The sequence below is a fragment of the Natronococcus pandeyae genome, from assembly GCF_008122205.1.
Taxonomy (GTDB): Archaea; Halobacteriota; Halobacteria; order Halobacteriales; family Natrialbaceae; genus Natronococcus; species Natronococcus pandeyae.
In genome coordinates, this window is record NZ_PHNJ01000001.1 from 329,736 (window position 1) to 350,711 (window position 20,976).

20 protein-coding genes are annotated in these 20,976 nt (G+C 64.3%); 7 read left to right on the forward strand and 13 right to left on the reverse strand.

Annotated elements, in window-relative coordinates; all coding sequences use genetic code 11:
• Positions 1 to 369: 369 nt before the first annotated feature.
• The 4 genes from CV102_RS01720 (at position 370) to CV102_RS01735 (ending at position 4,194) form a co-directional block, all read left to right on the forward strand.
• Complete coding sequence (locus CV102_RS01720; RefSeq protein ID WP_148856112.1) at positions 370 to 1,530, forward strand: signal peptidase I; 1,161 nt, start codon at positions 370 to 372, stop codon at positions 1,528 to 1,530.
• A 36-nt stretch (positions 1,531 to 1,566) separates the two neighbouring features.
• Positions 1,567 to 2,727, forward strand: coding sequence for a DUF5305 domain-containing protein (locus tag CV102_RS01725; protein WP_233710612.1), 1,161 nt, complete (start codon positions 1,567 to 1,569; stop codon positions 2,725 to 2,727).
• 365 nt (positions 2,728 to 3,092) lie between these two features.
• Positions 3,093 to 3,614 carry a hypothetical protein gene (locus tag CV102_RS01730; protein WP_148856113.1) on the forward strand — a complete coding sequence of 174 codons (522 nt, stop codon included), beginning with the start codon at positions 3,093 to 3,095 and terminating at the stop codon, positions 3,612 to 3,614.
• Between the two features lie 25 nt (positions 3,615 to 3,639).
• Entirely contained in the window at positions 3,640 to 4,194 is a 555-nt protein-coding gene (locus CV102_RS01735) for a DUF1102 domain-containing protein (RefSeq protein ID WP_148856114.1), read from the forward strand.
• A 9-nt stretch (positions 4,195 to 4,203) separates the two neighbouring features.
• Here the strand turns inward: CV102_RS01735 and CV102_RS01740 are convergent, their stop codons facing one another.
• Positions 4,204 to 4,896 (reverse strand): type I 3-dehydroquinate dehydratase, encoded by a 693-nt coding sequence (locus CV102_RS01740; RefSeq protein ID WP_148856115.1) that lies wholly within the window; start codon positions 4,894 to 4,896, stop codon positions 4,204 to 4,206.
• 49 nt (positions 4,897 to 4,945) lie between these two features.
• Positions 4,946 to 5,926: a transcription initiation factor IIB gene (locus tag CV102_RS01745; RefSeq protein ID WP_148856116.1), complete on the reverse strand. Its 981-nt coding sequence runs from the start codon at positions 5,924 to 5,926 to the stop codon at positions 4,946 to 4,948.
• A 218-nt stretch (positions 5,927 to 6,144) separates the two neighbouring features.
• On the opposite strand from CV102_RS01745, the gene yjjX reads away from it, so the two are divergent.
• Positions 6,145 to 6,666, forward strand: a complete 522-nt coding sequence (gene yjjX / locus CV102_RS01750; protein WP_148856117.1) for an inosine/xanthosine triphosphatase — start codon at positions 6,145 to 6,147, stop codon at positions 6,664 to 6,666.
• 187 nt (positions 6,667 to 6,853) lie between these two features.
• Complete coding sequence (locus tag CV102_RS01755; protein ID WP_148856118.1) at positions 6,854 to 7,087, forward strand: DUF7123 family protein; 234 nt, start codon at positions 6,854 to 6,856, stop codon at positions 7,085 to 7,087.
• 130 nt (positions 7,088 to 7,217) lie between these two features.
• Here CV102_RS01755 and CV102_RS01760 read toward each other — a convergent pair whose 3' ends face one another.
• The 5 genes from CV102_RS01760 to pyk all read right to left on the reverse strand — a co-directional run bounded on the left by CV102_RS01760 (position 7,218) and on the right by pyk (position 12,205).
• A complete protein-coding gene (locus CV102_RS01760; RefSeq protein ID WP_148856119.1) occupies positions 7,218 to 7,835 on the reverse strand; it encodes a winged helix-turn-helix transcriptional regulator in 618 nt (205 codons plus the stop codon).
• Positions 7,836 to 8,137: 302 nt separating this feature from the next.
• Positions 8,138 to 9,316, reverse strand: coding sequence for an SPFH domain-containing protein (locus CV102_RS01765; RefSeq protein ID WP_148856120.1), 1,179 nt, complete (start codon positions 9,314 to 9,316; stop codon positions 8,138 to 8,140).
• A gap of 64 nt (positions 9,317 to 9,380) precedes the next feature.
• The gene (locus CV102_RS01770; protein WP_148856121.1) at positions 9,381 to 9,971 is read right to left on the reverse strand and encodes an NfeD family protein; all 591 of its coding nucleotides are present in this window, start codon (positions 9,969 to 9,971) and stop codon (positions 9,381 to 9,383) included.
• A gap of 74 nt (positions 9,972 to 10,045) precedes the next feature.
• Positions 10,046 to 10,399, reverse strand: coding sequence for a DUF7312 domain-containing protein (locus tag CV102_RS01775; RefSeq protein WP_148856122.1), 354 nt, complete (start codon positions 10,397 to 10,399; stop codon positions 10,046 to 10,048).
• A 51-nt stretch (positions 10,400 to 10,450) separates the two neighbouring features.
• Positions 10,451 to 12,205: a pyruvate kinase gene (pyk, locus tag CV102_RS01780; protein WP_148856123.1), complete on the reverse strand. Its 1,755-nt coding sequence runs from the start codon at positions 12,203 to 12,205 to the stop codon at positions 10,451 to 10,453.
• A gap of 120 nt (positions 12,206 to 12,325) precedes the next feature.
• Here pyk and CV102_RS01785 point away from each other — a divergent pair, with 120 nt between their 5' ends.
• The gene (locus CV102_RS01785) at positions 12,326 to 12,613 is read left to right on the forward strand and encodes a GYD domain-containing protein (protein WP_148856124.1); all 288 of its coding nucleotides are present in this window, start codon (positions 12,326 to 12,328) and stop codon (positions 12,611 to 12,613) included.
• A 27-nt stretch (positions 12,614 to 12,640) separates the two neighbouring features.
• Here CV102_RS01785 and metG read toward each other — a convergent pair whose 3' ends face one another.
• The 6 genes from metG to CV102_RS01815 all read right to left on the reverse strand — a co-directional run bounded on the left by metG (position 12,641) and on the right by CV102_RS01815 (position 20,951).
• The gene (metG, locus tag CV102_RS01790; RefSeq protein WP_148856125.1) at positions 12,641 to 14,737 is read right to left on the reverse strand and encodes a methionine--tRNA ligase; all 2,097 of its coding nucleotides are present in this window, start codon (positions 14,735 to 14,737) and stop codon (positions 12,641 to 12,643) included.
• Positions 14,738 to 15,017: 280 nt separating this feature from the next.
• A complete protein-coding gene (locus tag CV102_RS01795) occupies positions 15,018 to 15,344 on the reverse strand; it encodes a hypothetical protein (RefSeq protein WP_148856126.1) in 327 nt (108 codons plus the stop codon).
• 10 nt (positions 15,345 to 15,354) lie between these two features.
• Complete coding sequence (gene mfnA / locus CV102_RS01800) at positions 15,355 to 16,452, reverse strand: tyrosine decarboxylase MfnA (protein WP_148856127.1); 1,098 nt, start codon at positions 16,450 to 16,452, stop codon at positions 15,355 to 15,357.
• A 159-nt stretch (positions 16,453 to 16,611) separates the two neighbouring features.
• A complete protein-coding gene (locus tag CV102_RS01805; RefSeq protein ID WP_148856128.1) occupies positions 16,612 to 17,235 on the reverse strand; it encodes a hypothetical protein in 624 nt (207 codons plus the stop codon).
• A gap of 140 nt (positions 17,236 to 17,375) precedes the next feature.
• Complete coding sequence (ppsA, locus tag CV102_RS01810) at positions 17,376 to 19,718, reverse strand: phosphoenolpyruvate synthase (RefSeq protein ID WP_148856129.1); 2,343 nt, start codon at positions 19,716 to 19,718, stop codon at positions 17,376 to 17,378.
• A gap of 327 nt (positions 19,719 to 20,045) precedes the next feature.
• The gene (locus CV102_RS01815; RefSeq protein WP_148856130.1) at positions 20,046 to 20,951 is read right to left on the reverse strand and encodes a PhzF family phenazine biosynthesis protein; all 906 of its coding nucleotides are present in this window, start codon (positions 20,949 to 20,951) and stop codon (positions 20,046 to 20,048) included.
• Positions 20,952 to 20,976 lie beyond the last annotated feature (25 nt).

Consider the following 20,976-nt stretch of genomic DNA (forward strand, 5'->3'; position numbering starts at 1 on the left):
GAACGTAACTGCTCACCCCATCATCCACCCATCCGATTACTCACCACCAGAGGTGTTAATTAGTTACAGTTTACATTCTGGTATCCATTCTGGTGCAACTACCGTTCACGACGACGGTTCCGGAAACCACTTCCTGACTGTATTTTTACATATTTGCGACCGGCGTTGAATTATCTCGGCAACGGGTCAGTTTCGACGGAACGGAATGGATGACCGGTAATACGCGGTTTTCCGACTACAGTCGTCGCCAGCAGCGGGGGAAATCGGCCCATAGCAAAACCGGACAGTCTCGTTCGCTGAACCGACGCGTCGCGAGGGATTGGGGTACCCGATGCGCTCGTCGTCGCGTCACCGGGGCTGGTAGCACATATGACAGATTCGAGCACGACTGGCCGGACAGTTCTCCGACGAGCGAGTGCGATCGGTATCGCGCTGATAGTCGTTACCCTCCTGGTCGGACACGTTCTCGGCGTTCCGATCGGGCTCGGGTACGTCGAAACCGGAAGCATGGAGCCGACGATCGACGCCGGCGACGGTTTCGTTGCCGTTCCGGCTGCCGTCGCCGGTCCCGTCGAAGAAGGGGATGTGATCGTCTACGACGCCCAGGAGGTCGAGGATGGTGGTCTGACGACGCATCGCGTCGTCGACGTGACCGAACACGGGTACGTGACGCGGGGCGACGCGAACATGGTGACCGATCAGGACGGAAGCGAACCCCACGTCACCGACGGGCAGGTCACTGCGAAGGCGTTGCAAGTGAACGGCGAGGTAGTGGTGATCCCACACCTCGGGACGGCAGTAATGGGTCTCGAGAGCGGTCTCGAGTCGACCCAGTGGTGGCTGGCGTCGACCCTGGGGACGACAGCCGTTCTCGGTACGGAAGGGCTCTCGTATCTCCTGATCGGGTTCGGAGTAGCGGTACTCGGCGTCTCGGTCGCGCTCGACCGCCGCGGGACGAGCACGCGCAACCGATCTCGGACGCGCTCGCGCAGGGAGATCTACGACGCGCGGAAACTCGTCTTCGCGATGGGTGCACTGCTCGTCGTCGTTTCCCTCGCGACGATGATCGCCATGTCGGGCTCGACCGAGATGGGGATTGTGAGTGCGGAGTTCGACTCGGAGCGCCCGGACGTGATCCCGGCCGGTGAAACGGAAGCGCACGCGTACGAACTTCGAAACGACGGTCTCCTTCCGGTCGTGACGATCGTCGAACCAGCGAGCGACGGCGTAGCAGTGGACGAACGAGAGACGCTTCACCACGGCGAGAGTGCGAACGTAACCGTCTCGTACACTGCACCGCCGGAGACGGGGTACTACCTGCGCTCGTTCACCGAACACTCGTACTTCGCGGTGCTTCCGGCGCCGATCATCGCCGCCCTGCACGCGATCCATCCGTGGCTGGCGATGACCGCCGTGGCGACCGCCCTCGCTGGACTGCTCGTCGTCCCGTTCGCCCTGCTCGTCGGCGCCCGCGAGATTAGAACGCGATCGCGGCATCGCTCGGACGCCACTGGGGGGATACTGAGGTGACTGATATGAACGAATCACAGCTACGCATTACCGGAGATGGGGGTATCGAACGTGATCAGTGAACGAACGCTGCTGCGGCTTCGCGCCGCGCTCGACGAGTGGTTCGTCGTGGTCATCGTCGCATTGCTCACGCTGAGCCTCGTCGGCGGCTGGGCGGCGTACGGTTCCGTCGCGGCGCCCGACGACGAGGTCGAACAGCAGACCGTCGAGGTGTGGTCGTCGACCGCCGGCTTCGACCACGGCGCGACGGTCCAGGAAGAGAACGAGGTGTTTCCGGCCGGGAGCGAACTGTCGGACCGGTCGGTCTACTTCACCGAGGTCTCACCCGAACTCGACGCGACGTTTCGCTACGGGTACGACGCACCCGACGGTGACGTTGCGGTCGGCGTCGAGGCCGAGCGCGTGATCCGGTCGGTCGACGACGAAGACGTCGAACACTGGTCCGTGAACGAAACCATCGCGGAGAGCGATACCCGCGGTCTCGAGCCCGGCGAAGAGCACACGACGTCCTTTAGCGTCGACGTGCCGGAGACGGCAAACGAGTCCGAACGCATCGAAGACAGCCTCGGCGGCTCGGCCGGATCCGTCGAGACCGTCGTCGTCGTCCACGTGACGGTGGAGGGGACGATCGACGGCGAACCGGTCGATCGCGTCGAAACTTACGAACTCGCGCTGGAGCCCGGCGGCTCGACCTACGCCGTCGACGCGCCCACGGCGGAACAGCGAACCGAAGAGCGAACCGAGGAGGTCGCGGCTGCGAGTACGTCCGGTTTCCTCGGCTCGGTCGCTCCCGTCCTCCTGACGCTCGCGTCGATCTGTGCCTTGGGGGCGCTCGTCATCGCCAGACAGAACGGCACCCTCGCGCCGTCCGAGACCGAACTCGAGCGTGTGCGCGAGCGGTACGAACGCGAGGAGTTCGACGACTGGATCTCGCGGGGGTCGCTCCCCGACGACGTTCGCGACCGAGCGCGGATCGAGGTGGCGACGCTCGAGGATCTCGTCGACGTGGCGATCGACTGCGATCGGCGCGTACTCGAGGACGAGCGCGCGGGCGAGTACTACGTGGTCGACGGGGAGTCGCTGTACGTCTACGTCCCGGACGCGCTCGAGGCGGCCGACGGGAGCGTGGATCGAACCCCCGAAGAGACCACGCTGGCCGACGGATCGGGCGGCGAGTCCGACGACACCGACTCGTAGTTCGGTCTCGGCTCGAGTACCGACCGCTCGCTATTCTTCGATGCGCTCGCTCGAGGACGCTCCAGGCGGTCCCTGTCGATCCGTCATCGCACTCCTGCCGGCGCTACTGGCGGTCCCTACTCGAGAGAACGAACCCCCTGCGGCGGGGTACGGCGCGACTGATATCGTCGCGATCGGGACTTGATTTTGGCCGCACGCGGTTTCGACGCGACTGTCGACCTGCAAGACTCGCGTGTCGAATCTCCTGTCAGTGTATACACAAGGAGCGTCCTGAGGATGGTGGGAGTGCATGCGTTCGGAACTGACGACACGCCGTCGTGCGACGATCGGCCGAAGATCCGAGCGTGCAACATTGGGTGACAACTATGGAACGACGGAAATTCTTGATCGGGACAGGTAGTACAGCAATTGGAGCAAGCGCGCTCGTCGGTTCGGGTGCGTTCAGTTTTGTTCGTGCCGAACGTGACGTTGAGCTTAATGTCGAGTCTGACGAGAACGCCTATCTCGGACTCGGAGAGACGAGCGCGTACGCGTCGGGAACCGAAGACGGACAGCTAGAACTTCACTGGGGTGAAACCGACCACGGCGGAGAAGGCCTGAACGAAAACGCCGACTCGCGATTCGACGACGTGTTCAAAATCACGAACCAGGGAACGAACGATGCACGAATCTCGTTCCACGATACCGAAGGAGAAGTCGGCTACGATTCTCCCGGTGCGACGTGGTACTACTCGGAAGACTCCGGCTGGGAGGACAACGAAGTGAACGAGGACAATCCGGTCATCGAACCTGGCGAGGAGCTCTATATCCACGTCATCTTCTGGCTGACCGAATACGGTGAAGACGACTTGCCGGAGCACCTCGGAATCGTCGCAGAGGAACCCTGACTGAGCCCGTCCACGAAAGCGATTCATGAAGCGACGAACCCTCATTGCCACCGTCGGCGGTACGCTCGGAGGGGCCGGTGTAGTCGCTGGTTCTGGCGCGTTCAGTTTCGTGAGGGCGGATCGAACTGTCGAGGCCGAGGTCGTCGTCGACAAAGAGGCGTACCTCAGACTCATGCCGAGGGACTCGAACTACGTCTCTCACTCGACTAACGGACGGTTGAAGTTCGACTTCGACGACGTCTTCAGCGAGGCGGGCGACTTCGGTGAGGGCGTCGGGTCTGACTCCGTTTACACGTTCGACGACCTTTTTTCGGCGAGAAATCAGGGGACACGCGACGTCAGCCTGTACTTCGAGTACGACGATGATGCTGTCGCCGACATCCGGGTACTCGAATACCCACCGAGTCCCAGCGACGATCCACTGACGGCTGATTCACCGTCGTCGGAAATCGGACCTGGCGAGGTAGTACAGTTTTCCGTGGAGATCGATACCACGGACACACCGCTCGGTACGTACGAGACGTCCATCGAACTCGTCGCCGCGGAAGACACGACGGAGAGCCTTCCGACCGACGGGTAATTCACTCTTTTATTCGGCACCCAGCGTTCCGACCAATTCCGAGAGCGTCTCGAGGTCGTACTGTCCTGGCGCAGTCGCCGCCTCGGGATCGACCGGTGCGTACCCGATCCTCGAGCCGTAGACCGGCGCGACCGCGCGCGTGTGGCTGCCGACCTCGCCCATCGCCATCGTGGCGACGGCGTCGCCGTGGGCGGTCAACTGCTCCGTCGCGGACAGCAGCGCCAGGGTATCCGCCTTCGATTCCGCGGTGACGGCGAGCTTCGCGACGTCGGCGTACTTGCCGGCCTCGGTCAACGTCGAAACCATCTCGCCGCGGGACGGCGTCCCCTCGAAGTCGTGGGCGGAGGCGACGATCGCGACGTCGCGCTCGCGTGCGGTCTCGAGCACTGCGTCAGTCCCGATCTCGTCGTCCAGGATCGCCTCGAGTTCGATATCGATCGCATCGACGGCGTCGAACCTCGTCGCCTCGGCGAGTATCTCGAGCCGTTCCTCGTCGCTTCCATCCCATTCCCCACCTTCCCAGGCAGCCCTGTTCGTCGCAAGAATCGGCAACCCGCCATCGTAGTCCTCGAGCGCGGCGAGTGACTCGTCTGCCAGATCCATCCGGAACTCGATCGCGTCCGCGTACTCGCGGGCGGCGGGCTCCTCGCTCAGGTTGGCGGTCGAGGCGGCGAGAACGAACTCGTCGAAGTCGAGACTCATTGCTCCGATGTAGCGCGGAGCACGGAAAAAACGGTGTCGTTCCGGCGAGTTACGCCATACCGAGGGTTTCCTCGGCCTCGAGCAGTTCGTGGTAGCGGTTGCGGATCGTCACTTCGGAGATGTCGGCGACGTCGCTCACGGCGGCCTGGGTCGTCTTCTCGTTGGTCAACAACGCGGCGGCGTAGACGGCCGCGGCGGCGAGGCCGACCGGCGACTTGCCCGAGTGGACGCCCTTCTCCTTCGCGTTCTGGAGCAGCGCGCGGGCGCGGTGCTCGGCTTCGTCGGAGAGTTCGAGCCCGGAGGCAAACCGCGGGACGTAGCTCTCGGGGTCAGCGGGCTGGACCTCGAGGCCCAGTTCGCGGACGACGTAGCGGTAGGTGCGGGCAATTTCGTTCTTCTCGACGCGGGAGACGTCGGCGATCTCGTCGAGGCTCCGGGGGACGCCGGCCTGACGGGCGGCGGCGTAGACGCAGGCCGTCGAGACGCCCTCGATCGACCGTCCCGGGAGGAGGTCTTCGTCGAGTGCGCGGCGGTAGATGACCGACGCCGTTTCGCGGACGTTCGTCGGCAGGCCGACCGCGCTGGCCATCCGGTCGATCTCGCCGAGTGCCTGCTTCAGGTTACGCTCCTTGGAGTCGCGGGTGCGGAAGCGTTCGTTCCACTTGCGCAGGCGCTGCATCTTCTCGCGCTGACGGGAGCCCAGCGAGTTGCCGTAGGCGTCCTTGTTCCGCCAGTCGATGTTCGTCGAGAGCCCCTTGTCGTGCATCGTGTTCGTCGTCGGCGCACCGACGCGGGACTTCTCGTTTTTCTCCGTGGCGTCGAAGGCGCGCCACTCCGGGCCGCGGTCGACCGAGTCCTCTTCGACGACGAGGCCACAGTCTTCACAGACCGTTTCGCCGTGTTCGTCGTCGACGACGAGGTTGCCAGTGCACTCGGGGCAGGCAACGTCGTTCTGCTCGCTCTCGTTCGTTTCCGCTTCCGTCTCTCGTTCGGTACGTCGTACTCTGGTGTTCGGTGTTGCGTTAGTCATTGGATGACGAGCACGGCCCGGCTGAGTCACGGACAGAAGCCGGACGTGGTTGTTACCTACGTGGTTCCGAGACACCGGATTTAAGAATTTCGGAATCTCTATCCATCACGGGCCGAGAAGCTTTCCTTCGTTAAAATTGGGGCAGAAAAGCGAAACATTGAAACTACCGATTACGGTCGAATCGGGGGGCCCAAACCGATCGGTCACGAGAGTCGAGTATGGACGTCGCAGTCGGGAGCAGCAATCCGGTCAAGGTCGAAGCGGTCGAACGAGCGCTCGAGCGATACGAACCGACGGTGACCGCCGTCGCAGTCGACTCCGGCGTCTCCGAACAGCCGTGGTCGATCGCCGAAACCGTCACGGGCGCTGAAACTCGCGCTCGTCGTGCACTCGAGGCAACCGATGCCACCTACGGCGTCGGCCTCGAGGGCGGCGTCGCCCGACTCGAGGGGCTGTCGGGACTGTCGCTGATCATGTGGGGCGCGGCGACCGACGGCGAGCGAACAGAGCGAGGGAGCGGACCGACGCTTCGACTTCCCGACCGGATCGCGAGTCGACTCGAGGCGGGCGAGGAACTCGGTCCGGTGATGGACGACGTCCTCGGGCGGGATGGGATCGCCGAGAGCGACGGGGCCGCCGGCGTGCTCACGGACGGGCTGACCGATCGAACGCGGGCGCTCGGGGAGGCGGTCGCCTGTAGTGTCGGGCCGCTCCTGGTCGAGCAGTACGACGCCGACTAACGAGAGGCTACACTCACGATGGGTTCGTTCGTCCGACTGTCGTCGACTCGAACCGATTAGCCGGCCGTACCAACACGCCCTTTCCGATCGATTATTCTATCCTTACTTCTCCGAATAATCGCAAGACTGCGGCGAGTTAACTGGACGTACCAAACCCCCTAAGAGTGTTCCCGGTGTTCGTACGTGTATGAGCACAGCAATGGCGACCGACCTCACGAGCAAACAGCACCAGATTCTCCAGTACTTCCGGGAGAAGGCGGCGACGAAGACGTACTTCAAGTCGCGACTCATCGCCAAGGAACTGGGGATGACGGCCAAGGAGGTCGGCTCGAACATCTCTGCGCTCCAGAAGGGCGACTACGATATCGATATCGAAAAGTGGGGCTACTCCTCGAGCACCACCTGGAAAGTGAGCCTGTAGCGGCCCCGTTGTGGCGCTGCTCGTCGGGTTAGACGGGTTCTGATTCGAGCGTGCATCACAACTGAAAGGCTGCAGAACGACCGATTCTGGATTGCGATTGGGACGCGAGCCTCGCGTGTGACTCGCCGAGTCAGCCGTCGTAGGCGAGGAACTGGTCGGCGTTTCGAGCGAGGCGTTGCGCTCGTTCACCGAAGGAGTCCGCGTGTCGGACGGCCAGCACCAGCACGGTTTCGGGTCGCTCGACCGCGTAGCCGTCGTTACGGGAGAGCAGCCCCACGTCCTCGAGTTCGCCGGCGTACTTGCTCACCGTCGGCGGCGACACGCCGAGAGAGTCCGCGATGTCGCCGGCCGTCGAGTCGGCGTTGAGAAGCAACTCGATCAGCATTCCGCGAGGCGTATCCCGTCGGAGGTAGCCGAGGGCGAGTTTCTCGAACTCGTCGAACCGCCCGGCCGGAACGAATCGCTTGTAGTCGCCGTCCCGGTAGCGCTCGACGACGCCCTGTTCCTCGAGTTGGCGCAGGTGGTGCTGGGTCTCACCGGTCCCCAGTTGGAGATCGTCACGAATCTTCGAGAAGTGTGCGCCCGGGGTCGTCGAGAGATACCCCCCGATCGCGTCGCGGGCATCGCTCTCGCCAGTTTCGGCCGTGGCTGACTCCGTGAAGCCGGCGACCGGTGTGGCGGCACCGAGAGCGGCGAATCGGCGCAGGGTCGCGCGTTTGTCGTCGTCGACCCCATCGGGCGATCCCATTGATACTCTACAGTCACGAAAGGGACGCCGCGTAAAACCCGTTTCGCTCCGGATCGTTGTGTGAAGCGCGACCGTTCCACTGCGACAAACTCGCTGGCCGCCCCCTCTCGGTCGTTCGGTCCGACTACTGGGAGATCGTTCAGTAACACGAATCGCTAACCGAACTCACGGCGATCGAAAACGCACCGCACAAAACGGATCGAAAGCTGCGGTTGCGTACGACGCGGATAGGGGCGGCCGCTCGAGCAAATCAGCAAAACAGAAAACGACGGGAACGGACCGTCGACGCGTGCCGAGAGTTCTCAGTTGTTCGAGTTCGAGTCGCCGGCGTCGGCCGAAGCGTCGGTGGTACCGCCGTCGGTCTGGCCCTGGAAGTCCTGGTCCATCTCTTCGATGACCTCGTCGGGATCGGAGATGTTCGACGGATCTTGACCTTCCTTGATCGCCTGGGCCTCCTGTTCCATCGCCTCGACGTCCATCTCGGCCTCCTGGTCGATCTCGCCGATGATCTCGCTGATGTCGTCGAGGCCGATCAGTTCGCGGGTCTCCTCGTCGAACTCGAGGCTCTCGAGGTCCGCGCCGTCCTGTTTGACGTCGCTACCCGAGAGGTGTTTGCCGTAGCGGCCGACCATCGAGGTGAGTTCCTGGGGCATGACGAACGTCGTCGACTCGCTCTGGCCGATCTCGGCGAGTGTCTCCATTCCCTGGTCGATGATGGCGCGTTCGCCCATCGATTCGGCCGAGCGGGCGCGGAGCACGGTCGAGATGGAGTCACCCTGCGCTTCCAGGATCTGGCTCTGCTTTTCACCCTGTGCGCGGATGATTTCACTCTGCTTGTCACCCTCGGCCTTCTCGACGGCACTGCGGCGTTCACCCTGCGCCTCGAGGATCATGGCACGACGTTTGCGCTCTGCGGAGGTCTGTTGCTCCATCGCGCGCTGGACGTCCTTCGACGGGTTCACTTCGCGGACCTCGACCGACTCGACGCGGATCCCCCACTCGTCGGTGGGTTCGTCGAGTTCGTGGCGGATCTTGGCGTTGATCTCCTGGCGCTTGTTGAGCGTGTCGTCGAGTTCCATGTCACCCAGCACGGCACGCAGGGTGGTCTGGGCGAGGTTCGACGTCGCCTTCTTGTAGTCGTCGACCTCGAGGAAGGCCTTCTTCGCGTCCATGACCTTGATGTAGACGACGGCGTCGGCCGTCACGGGCGAGTTGTCCCGCGTGATCGCTTCCTGTCGCGGGACGTCCAGAGTCTGGGTTCGCATGTCGAACCGATAGGTGTTCGAGACGAACGGCGGGACCCAGTTGATCCCGGGTTCGAGGAGTTTGCGGTACTCACCGAAGACGGTCAGTGCACGCTTCTCGTAGGCGTCGACGATTTCGATCGCGCTGAGGAGCGCAGCGACGACGACGACGAGAACGAGCGCACCGAGAAACAGCAGTGCGCCGCCGGTTTGCATGGGGAATAGTTCGATCGTCATACGTCGATCTTACGTCGGTGACGGGAAAAACGTTCCCCTATCTAACATTTGTGACGTTGTTCGGTCAGCCCGACTTCTCCGTCTCCGGTTCGGTCACCGAATCGTCTCCGGACTCCGTCGTCTCGCCCGTCTCGTCGGCGTCCACAGCGGACTCTCTCGCGAGCGCGCGGTCGATCTCGTCTTCGCCGATCGAGCCGAGGGCTTCGACGGTGAGGACGTTTCCGCCGCCGGGATCGAGGACGATGATCTCTTCGCCCTCTTCGATCGTGCCGTCCGTCGTTCGGGCGCTGTAGTACGGGGCGAAGCCACCCTCCTCGAGTTTGACCTCACCGCTGCGGTTGGTGACGGTTTCGGTCACGTACCCTGTGGATCCGGCGAGTGAAGTCGAGTCCTTCGTCTGTGGGGTTCCCTTCCCGCCGTAGAAGTCGAACTCGCGATAGATGTACGTCGCGACGAGCCCGATAACCAGCGTCAGTCCGGCTAACACGAGCAGGTTTGCGGCCGGCGGGAAAAGCATCCCGACGAGTCCCGCGCCGACCAGGGCGATGCCGATCACGATGAGGTGCGCCCCGGGCGAGAGCGCCTCGAGCCCCATCAGCACGAGCCCCACTGTCAACAGCAGCAAGGGCATATTCTCGAAGAGGACTTCGACCATGGGTGACGCTAAGGTCTCGTCGTGATTAAATGTTTAGTGGCGATTCGAACGGGAATCGTCCCCGCGGAACCGAATTACATCGGAAGCGAAACCACGCGGACGATGACGAGGATCATCGCGAGCGCCCCCAGAACGACGAAAATCGCGTTCTCGAGGCTCGGATTTCCGCGCTCGATCGGCGTCGAACTCGGCTCGGGTGCGTAGGGATCGTCCGCACCGTCCTCGAGGTCGTCCTCGCCCTCGTTCTCGTCCGTGTCGCTCGAGAGGTCGAGCGGGATTCGGTCGCTGTCGGCCGTCCGGTCGTCCCCGTTCGAATCGGGCGCGTTCCACCCGTCTCCGGACACGTTGGACGTGTCCCGATCGGTCGCCGGTGGCTCCCGCGAGTTGTCGCTCTCGTCACGTCGGCCACCGGAGGCGTCGCCTGCCATGCGTGACGATAGTGGATCCGTCGTCAAAAACCCGCGGTCCGGCCGGTCCGGTCAGTCGCGCTGGGTGTCGTCGATGTTGCCACCGTAGACGACGCCGCGTTCCGCATCCAGGGTGACGGTCCTGCCGTCCTCGAGGTTGTCGACGTCGGCACCGCTGATCATCGGCACATCCATCTCTCTGGCGACGAGCGCCGGGTAGCCGGTCATCCCGCGCTGGGCGTTGACGATCCCGCTGAGTTTCGTCAGGTCGCCCTCGAACTCGTCGTCGAACTCCGTCTCGAGTGCGATGATCGCACCCTCCGGGATCGACGAGAGGTTGCCGTCCTCGAGTCGGACGAGCGGGCCGGTCACGCGTCCCTCGACGACGACGCGGCCGGTCGTCAGCGCGTCCGCAGCGACGTGGACCTTCATCATGTTCGTCGTGTTCGCTCCCTCGAGTTCCGTCATCATCCCACAGAGGACGACGACCGTGTCGCCGCTGTCGGCGACGCCGGCGTCGAGCGCCGCCTGGACGGCTTTCTCGACGACGGCGCCTGCACCCTGGTCCGAGACCTGGGCGTACAACGGCGTCACGCCCCACGACAGCGCGAGACGGCGGCGCACGTCGTTGCTCGGCGTCGAGGCGACGACCGGGACGCCGGGGCGGTACTTCGCCGTCTTCAGCGCCGTGTAGCCGGACTCGGTCGCAGCGACGATGGCGTCCGCGCCGATGTCACGGGCCATGTAGCGCGCCGATCGGGCCAGCGCATCTGTCCGCGCCTCGCCCGAGGCGGGGACGCGCTGTTCGAGGGTCTCGGTGTACTCCTCGGAGTTCTCGACCTGGCGGACGATGCTATCCATCGCGTCGACGACGGCGACCGGGTGGTCGCCGATCGCCGTCTCGGCCGAGAGCATGACCCCGTCGGTGCCGTCGAGGACGGCGTTTGCGACGTCTGAGGCCTCCGCGCGCGTCGGCCGGCGGGCGTGGACCATCGAGTCGAGCATCTCGGTCGCCGTGATGACCGGCGAGCCCGTGTTCCGGCACTTGCGGATGATCCGCTTCTGGATCATCGGGACGTCCTCCATCGGACACTCGACGCCGAGGTCGCCGCGGGCGACCATGATCCCGTACGAGGCTTCGATGATCTCGTCGAGATTCTCGACTGCGCCAGCGCGTTCGATCTTCGAGATGACCGGGATCTCGGCGCCCAGCTCCTCGAGCACCCCGCTGACCTCGTAGACGTCCTCCGCGTCCCGGACGAAACTCGCCGCGACGAAGTCGACCTCCTTCTCGGCGGCGAGTTCGAGGTCTTTCCGGTCCGATTCGGTTACGATGTCGAGGTCGAGGTCGACGCCGGGAACGTTGACACCCTTGCGGCCACCGAGTTCGCCGCCGGTGTCGACCCGCGCCCGAACCGTTCCGCCGTCGCGCTCGAGGACCGTCGTCTCGATGAGGCCGTCGTCGAGCAGGATGCGGTCCCCTGCTTCGACGGCTTCGATCGGCAGGGAGAGTCCGACCCGTTGCGGAGCGGCTTCCTCCCCCTCGACGAACTCGATCTCGGAGCCGGTCTCGAGTTCGACCGTCTCGGCCTCCGGAAGCGGTGCGGTCCGGATCTCCGGCCCCTTCATATCGAGCATGACGGCGACGGGTTCCTCCTTCTGTTCGTCGACGGTGCGCACGCGGTCGATCAGCGTCGCACGGTCCTCGAGGCTGCCGTGGCTCGCGTTCAGCCGGGCGACGGACATCCCGGCCTCTGCGAGCGCCGTAATCGTCCCCCGGTCGTCAGACGCAGGTCCCAGGGTACAGACGATTTTCGCGTTTCTCATACTGAGCGGTAGCGCGAGCACAGCAAAAAAGGTGGCTGGTTTACTCGTTCTCGAGTTCGATTTCGAAACCCATCATGTGCCACGAGAATCGTTTTCCGGGGATCGACCCTTTGAGAGAGTATGCCTATCTATGCTTCCACCATCCAACTCGACGACCGTGACGTCCAGAACATGCAGGAACTCGCGTCGATCTGGGGCGAGGTCAGGGCGGAGTTCGAGGAACACGACGTCGAACTACGCGATTCGTACGCCATCCTCGGCGAACACGACTTCCTCGTGATCTTCGAGGCACCGAATCGTGAGGGTGCGTTCAAGTCGGCATTGACGCTCCATCGGCACGGGTTGGACGCACAGACGATGGAGATCATGGACACTGACGACTTTTCGAATCTCGTCGACGAAATATAGCCGAGCAACGAACCGAGTCCGCGACCGTTATCGAATCTTCTCGCCGACCTCAGCATCGCCGTGGGTCGTCAGCAGGTCCGCCTGCTCGCCGGCGGCGAGAATCATGCCGTTGGACTCGACGCCGAACAGTTCGGCGGGCTCCATGTTCGCGAGCAGGACGCACTTCTCGCCGGGCAGTTCCTCGAGGTCGTGGAGCTGTTTGATCCCCGCGACGACCTGGCGGGTCTCGAAGCCGATGTCGACCTCGAGTCGCGCGAGGTCGTCGGCACCGTCGATACCCTCTGCCGTCTCGATCCGTCCGACGCGGATGTCGACGTTCTGGAACTCCTCGAAGCCGATCCGGTCCTCGAGCAGGGGCTCGAGGTCGTCTACGTCTGCCATATCTCCGGCTTCGTCCTCGTCGGTGTCGTCGCTTTCGGTTTCCTCGTCGTCACCGCCGCTCGCCGCGGCCGCGACGCGTTCTTCGAGCTTCTCGTTGAGTTCCGCGACGCGGTCGTCCTCGATCTTCGCGAACAGCTCGCCCGGTTCGTCGAAGCTCCGCGGCGGGGCCTCGAGAGCGTCCTCGAGGTGGGCGTCGGCGATGTCGCCCTCCTCACCGATCTGTGTCCACAGCAGTTGACTCTTCTCGGGCGTGATCGGCTCGAGCAGGACGGCGACGGCCTTGGCGATCTGGACGCAGTCGCGGATGACCTGTGCGGCCTTCTCGGGCTCCTCGTCGGTGAGCTTCCAGGGCTCGTTGCGCTGGATGTACTCGTTGCCGAACTGGGCGAGTCGCGTCGCGGCCTGGCCGATCCCGCGCAGCGAGTAGTCGTTGACGGCCTCGCGGGTTTCACCGATGGCGCCCTCGATGCGCTCGTGGACCTCTTCGGAGACTTCGGCCTCCGGCGTCCCCTCGAAGTTCCGGTAGGCAAAGAGCAGCGAGCGGTACCAGAAGTTACCGACCGTGCCGACGAGTTCGCCGTTGACCTTCTCCTGGAAGGCGTCCCAGGAGAAGTCGACGTCCTGCTGGAGACCCCCGGTCGTCGTCAGGTAGTATCGCAGCAGGTCCGGGTGGAAGCCCTCGTCCAGGTACTCCTTCGCCCAGATTGCCCGGTTGCGACTCGTCGAGAGCCCCTTTCCGTTGATCGTGATGAAGCCCGTCGCGGCGACGGCTCGTGGGGCGTTGTAGTCGGCTCCCTCGAGCATCGCCGGCCAGAAGACGGTGTGGTGCTGGATGATGTCCCGGCCGATGATGTGGACGATCTCGCCGTCATCCTTCCAGACGCGCTCCCAGTCGTACTCATCGGTCCCGACGCGCTCGGAGTACTGCTTCGTCGAGGCGACGTACTCGATCGGCGCGTCGACCCAGACGTAGAGGACGATGTCTTCGTCCGCTTCCTCTCCTGGATAGTCGATCCCCCACTCCATATCGCGGGTGAGACACCAGTCCTGCAGCCCCTCGTCGATCCACTGGCGGGGCTGGTTGCGGGCGTTCGAGGTTCCCTCGAGGCCGTCCAGGAACTCGGTCAGGTACTCTTCGAACTCCGAGACGCGGAAGAACTTGTGCGTCCGCTCGCGGTACTCGGCCGGGTTCCCGGTGATCGTGCTCGTCGGATCCTCGACCTCGCCGGGCTCCAAGTGGCGCTGACAGCCCTCGTCGCACTCGTCGCCGCGGGCCTTCTCGCCGCAGTAGGGACAGGTGCCCTCGACGTAGCGATCGGGGAGGTACTGGTCGGCGTCGGGATCGTAGGCGACCTGGATCTCCTTCTCGTAGACGTAGCCCTCCTCGTCCAGCGTGCGGACGATCTCCTGGGTCAGTTCGGTGTTGGTCTCGTCGTGAGTGTGGCCGTAGTTGTCGAAGTCGACGTTGAACTTCGGGAACGTCTCCTCGTACTGGTCGTGCCACTCGAGCGCGAACTCTTCGGGGTCGACGCCCTCTTGCTCGGCGTTGACGGCGACCGGCGTGCCGTGCATGTCCGAGCCGGAGACGTAGGCCGTCTCCTGGCCCAGCGTCTCGAGCGCGCGGTTGAAAGCGTCTGCGCCGATGTAGCCGCGGAGGTGACCGATGTGGAGGTCGCCGTTCGCGTACGGCAACCCGCAGGTCACGACCGCGGGACGGTCCGTCGGAAAGTCGTCGTTACTCATATGCGTGATCAGTCGGTGGCGGGCGTAAAACCCGCCGGTTTTCGGTCGATCGTTCGGATGGGGCGATACCTATCGACGGCAACGCGAACGTCCAGGTTTCGGTACCACGCTGGAGCCGTATGACCGGCGATTTTTGGGGTGGTGGTCCTCCGCCTGGCGACGGCACTATCCCCGCATCCGCATAGAACGAGCCGCGCGACCCTCGAGGACAGCGAGTGCCGTCATAGATTCACTCGAGCGTACGAGCGGGGTCGACAAAAGTGTACTGCGACCGTGTCACTCACTCGCCCGAGTCCCGGTCGACGACCCAGACGTCCGGCAGGAGGTCCAGCCGACTGCCGAAGAGGAGGCCGATACCGAGGAGCATGAAACCAAAGAAGGCAAGCGGAAAGACCACGCCGCCGGGATCGATCACCAGGACGACGGCGGTGCCGACCCACGCCAGCCAGGCCAGCGCCTCCCAGGGGCGTCCGTCGTAGAGTCGCCACGTCGCGAGCGAGAGCAAGAACCCGGCGAGCGCCGCTGCAACGACGATCCCATCGACGACCGCCGATGCCGCCACGAGTCCCAGAAAGCCGACGAACGCGATGACGTCGAGTCGATCCATCCCTATCACCTCAGTCGTCGCTGGTGATCGGTACGCTGGCGCGCACCTCGAGTCGGTCCAGATCGCCGATGAAGGAGGCGAGCATCTCGCGGGTCACGTGGGGCATGCAGACGACCCGGAGTTCGCCCGTCGCGGTCCGGGAGATGCGCCACCCTCGAGCGCGAAGCGCGTCGAACGTCGAGCGCGGAACGCTCGCGGCCACGAGCGGCAGCGTCGGGTCGACGACCTCGTAGCCCCGCTTCTCTAAGGCCTCCGCCAGCCATTCGGCGTTGTTCTGCGAGCGGACGTACTGCCGGCGGTAGCCGTCGGGCCACAGCGCCTCCATCGCGGCGACCGCGCTCGCGACGCCCGCGCCCGAGCGAGTTCCCGTGAGCGTCGCCTGGGAGGTCGACTCGAGGTACGGCGTGTCGACGGCGAGGTGGTCGAGGAGGTCGGCCGAGCGAACGAGCAGTCCGCCGGCGGGAACGGCGGCCTGGCCCATCTTGTGCGGGTCGATCGTCATGGTGTCGACCGGTGCGTGGCCGAAGTGCCACTCGTCGTCGGTAAAGGGGAGGACAAAACCACCCCAGGCAGCGTCGACGTGGAGCATGGCGTCGACCGACCGTGCGACGCGGCCGAGTTCCGGAATCGGATCGACGCGGCCGTACTCGGTCGTTCCCGCGACGCCGACGACGAGTGCGGTGTCGGAATCGACGCAGGACCGAACGGCTGCGAGGTCCGCACGGTGGTCGTCGTCGGTCGGGACGATCCGAAGTTCGACCTCGAGCAGGTCGGCGGCCTTCTGGAAACTGAAGTGGCCCGACTCGGGCATGACGACGTTCGGCGTCCGCGAGTCGGCCCGCTCCCGGGCGATGCGGACGGCCTGGATGTTCGCCTCCGTTCCGCCGCTGGCGACGTATCCCGCCGGATCCTCGAGGCCGGCTACCTCGCCGAGCAGCGAGATCGCCTCGCGCTCGAGTTCCGCGACCTGCGGGTAGGTGCCGGGATCGCCGGGGTTCGTCGCGAGAAATCGTTCGGCCGCGTCGCGGGCGACTGGGTGTGGCTCGGTACACATCGACGAGAGCACCCGGTCGAAATCCTGTGGCTCGACCTCGCGCACGGCGTCCATACCCCCACATTCATCAACTGGGTGTTATGGATTGCGTTCTCCGACGCGAGGACGGTCAGCACTCGTCGTACTCGTCGACGCGGTGCATGTCCTCGACGACGAGGTCGTTGCAGTGTTCGATGTACGTCTCGAAGTCGTGATCGTTGCCCCACCAGTCGGTCACGTCCCAGTCGTGGAAGTTACAGGTACCGCCGTTCTCGGAGCCGTGTTTCCCGAGCGCGTCGTTCCACTCGGCCCAGTTGTACGCGTACCAGCCGAGAACGTCGTCCTCCCGATTGACGTAGTTGTACGTCCCACCGAAGGCGTCTCGAAGGCCGGGCTGGAGGTTTTCGTGATCCGGACCGTCGGGTCGTCCCCGTGGAGGTGTCGGTAGTCTCTGACGAACTGCGCCAGTTTCTTGCCGTTCCACCAGGCGATGTCCTTCGACGTCTCCCAGCTACAGTCGGAGTCCCACCACCAGCCGATCACCTCGCCCTCGTACCCTCCCTCGTGGAGGTGCGCCTCCGCGTTCTCGAAGGCACCCTTGGCGTCGCCCTCGTCCTTGTTCTTCCAGCCGTGAACGTGAACCAGCAGGTCGTCCTCACAGCCACGATCGAAGCAGGGGACGTCGTTCGTCTCGTAGTGATCTTTCTCCTCGAGTGCGTTCCCGTCACAGTCGAAGTGATCCCGCGTCGAGACGTAGCCAGTCGCCCACTCCTCGGCCGTCGCCGCGGTCGTCGCGGTCCCCAGCGTCGCCCCGACGGCAGTCGTCTGTAGGAACCGTCGCCGGTTTATGCGCGCCATTGTCACACAAGAAAAACCTCAGGTAGTCATAAAATAATCTCTTTGGTTTTTCAAGAGCTGAGAAAGTTTTTACGAAAATCCTATTACGAAAAATCGAACCACGTTCCAGACGCCGCAAACGCGAGGTGAACGGTGTCCAGTTAGCGAACCGAATCGAGCAGCAGTTTCTGCTCAACGCGCTTGACTTCGTGCTGGACGTCGCGGACGGCGTCGATGTTCGCCGAGATCGAACTGACCCCCTCGTCGACGAGGAACTGGACCATCTCGGGTTTCGAACCGGCCTGGCCGCAGATACTCGTCTCGACGTCGTGCTCGCGGCAGGTTTCGATGACGGTACCGATCAGTCGGAGGATGGCGGGGTGAAGTTCGTCGAACCGGTCGGCGACGTGCTCGTTGTTTCGGTCGACGGCGAGTGTGTACTGGGTGAGGTCGTTCGTCCCGAACGAGGCGAAGTCGATGCCGGCTCCGGCCATCTCCTCAACCGACAGCGCGGAGGCGGGCGTCTCGATCATCACGCCCCAGGTGCGCTTTTCCGGATCGATCCCGGCCTCTGTCATGAGCCGTTTGGCCTGGTAAACGTCCTCGGCGTCGTTGACCAGCGGAAACATGATCTCGACGTTGTCGTACCCCATCTCGTACAGCTGGCGGAACGCCTCGAGTTCGTGTGCGAATACCTCCGGTCGATCCAGCGACCGTCGGATGCCGCGGTAGCCGAGCATCGGGTTGTGCTCGTTCGGTTCGTCCTCGCCGCCCTCGAGTTGGCGGAACTCGTCGGTCGGCGCGTCGAGCGTTCGCACGCGGACCGGCCGCGGGTAGAACTCGTCGGCGACGCCGCGGATGCCCTGGACGAGTTCCTGGATGTAGGCGTCCTCGCCGTTCTCTTCGATGAACTTCGCCGGCGTCTGGTTCAGCGAGAGGATCATGTGTTCTGTTCGCAGGAGGCCGACGCCGTCGGCACCCGTCGCCGCGGCCCGTTCTGCGGCCTCGGGAATCGAGACGTTGACCTTGACCTCCGTCGCGGTCATCGGCTTGACCGGCGACTGCGGGCGGACCTCTTCGACGGGTTCGGCCTCCTCTTCGTCGGAGACGACGTCGCCCTCGAGCACGGAGCCCTTGTCGCCGTCGAGCGTGACGACCTGGCCGTCCTCGAGTACGCTGGTCGCGTTGGTCGTGCCGACGATCGCTGGGACGCCGAGCTCTCGGGAGACGATGGCGGCGTGGCTGGTCATGCCGCCCTCGTCGGTGATGATCCCGGCGGCGCGCTTCATCGCTGGCACCATATCGGGCATCGTCATCTCCGTGACGATGATGTCGCCGTCGCCGACCTTGTCGAGTTCGTCGAGTTTCGTCACGATCCGGGCCGCGCCGCTTACTCGCCCCGGGCTCGAACCGAGACCGTCGACGACGACGTCGCCGCTTCCGCTGGCCTCCGTTCCCGACGTCTCGCCGGTATCTGTCGTCTGAACGCCGCTTCCATCGGTGAGTCCCTTCGCGGCGTCGACGGCATCGTCTGTCACGTCGCTGCCTCCGGTGTCGCTCTCGTCGATCGTCGTGATCGGTCGCGACTGGAGCATGAAGACCTCTCCCTCAACGATCGCCCACTCGACGTCCTGTGGAGTGTCGTAGTGGTCCTCGACCCGTTCGCCGAGTTCGACGAGCCGATCGATCTCGTCCTGTGAGAGCACGCGCGCGTTCCGCTTGCCCTCGGGAACCTCGCGTTCGACCGTCTCGCCGGTCTCGTCGTCTTTGAGGTGCATGACTTTCTTTTCGGCGACGGTGACGTCGACGTCGCCGCCGTCACGCGGGATGACGTAGTTGTCGGGCGAGACGGCGCCGGAGACGACGGCCTCGCCGAGCCCCCAGGCGGCCTCGACGATCATCGTCGGATCGCCCGTCGAGGGGTGACTCGTGAACATGACGCCGGACTTCTCGGCGTCGACCATCTGCTGGACGACGACCGCGATGTTCACGGCGGAGTGGTCGAACCCCTTCTCCTGTCGGTAGTAGATCGCCCGCTGGGTGAACAGCGAGGCCCAGCAGCTTCGCACGCGGTCGAGCAAATCGTCCTCGGTAATGTTCAGGAACGTCTCCTGCTGGCCGGCGAAGGAGGCGTCCGGGAGGTCTTCCGCGGTCGCGGAGGAACGGACGGCGACGAACGCTTCCTCGTCGTCGCCGACCTGTCGGTAGGCGTCGAGAACCTCTTCGCGCAGGTCGTCGGGGAACGGCGTCTCGACGATGAGTTCCTGGGCGCGCTCGGCAGCCTCGGCGAGCGCGCTCGAGTCCTCGACGTCGACGTCGACCGCTTCGAACAGTTCCTCGTCGATATTCGCGTTCTCGATGAACGATCGGTAGGTGCCCGCAGTTACGACGAATCCAGGTGGGACAGGTAAGCCAGCGCCCGTGAGCTCGCCCAGAGAAGCTCCTTTGCCGCCGACTTTCTCGAGGTCACCGGCGCTGATTTCGTCCAACCAGAGTACAGCCATCTGTATCTGCGTGGACACCGGAGCGAATAAAGAAGGTTGCGAACGATCGTGTAGATTAGATACTCGATAACGAGTCAGTTTTTCATTCCGGTGGCAAATTTCGCTCTTCCGGAGAAACGAGATGATCTCGTTCCTCACGTCTGGGTTCCCTCGTTCAGCGTACGCACGAGGGAACAGATCGGTTCATACCATCCGTTCGCTGGTTGGGACACACGACACCGATACGGACGGTCAGAAGAACACGACACCGATACGGACGGTCAGAAGAACACGACACCGATACAGACGATCAGGAGAACACTGCCCTGTACGGCACGTCCGACCGGGTCAGGCCTCGAGAATCTCGTCCTCGTCCTCGTCAGGGACGGCGAGGGTTCCGTCCAGCGCCGTTACGCCGCGACCACCGACCTGTACGCGGTCGTCGACGCGAACGCGGACGGTGCCCGGCCGGTCGACGTAGTGGCCCTGCTCGAGTCGGAGTTCGTCGGGAAGGTCGTCGTCGAACGCCCCGAAGCGATCGAGGTACGCGCCCGCGGCGCCGCTGGCGGTGCCGGTGACCGGATCCTCCGGGACGCCCGCGCCGGGGGCAAACATGCGACCGTGAAGCGTCGAGGCAGCCTCGAGCGCATCGAACGTAAACAGATAGATCCCTGTCACGTCGAGGTCGGTCGTGAGTTCCTCGATCGCCGCCATATCCGGCGCCGCGCTCCCGACGTCCGAGAGGTACGTGATCGGCACCATCAGAAACGGCAGCCCCGTCGAGGACACTGCCAGCGGAAGATCGGCGCTCGCGCCCTCGAGCGCCGCCCGGTCGACCCCGAGAGCCTCGGCGACGCGGTCGTAGTCGACCTCGACCTCGCGGACCGTCGGCGTGTCCTGGGTCATCCAGACGGTGCCGTTCGACTCGAGTTCGATCTCGAGGATGCCGACGTTCGTCTCGAGGGTCGTCGTGCCGGCTTCGAGTCCCTCGTCGTGAAGGTGTGCGTAGCTACCGATCGTGGCGTGCCCGCAGAGGTCGACCTCCTGGGTCGGGGTAAAGTACCGGATTCGGCGGTCGGCGTCTGCGTCGTCGCTCGAGCGGAGGAACGCCGTCTCGCTCAGCGCGAGCTCCCGGGCGATCGCCTGCATCTGTTCGTCCGTGAGTCCATCCGCCTCGGGAACGACGCCGGCTGGGTTCCCCGCCAACGGTTCGTCGGTGAACGCGTCGACCTGCAGGACCCGAATCGTGTCCATACCGTCGGCGTCGAACGGACGGGGC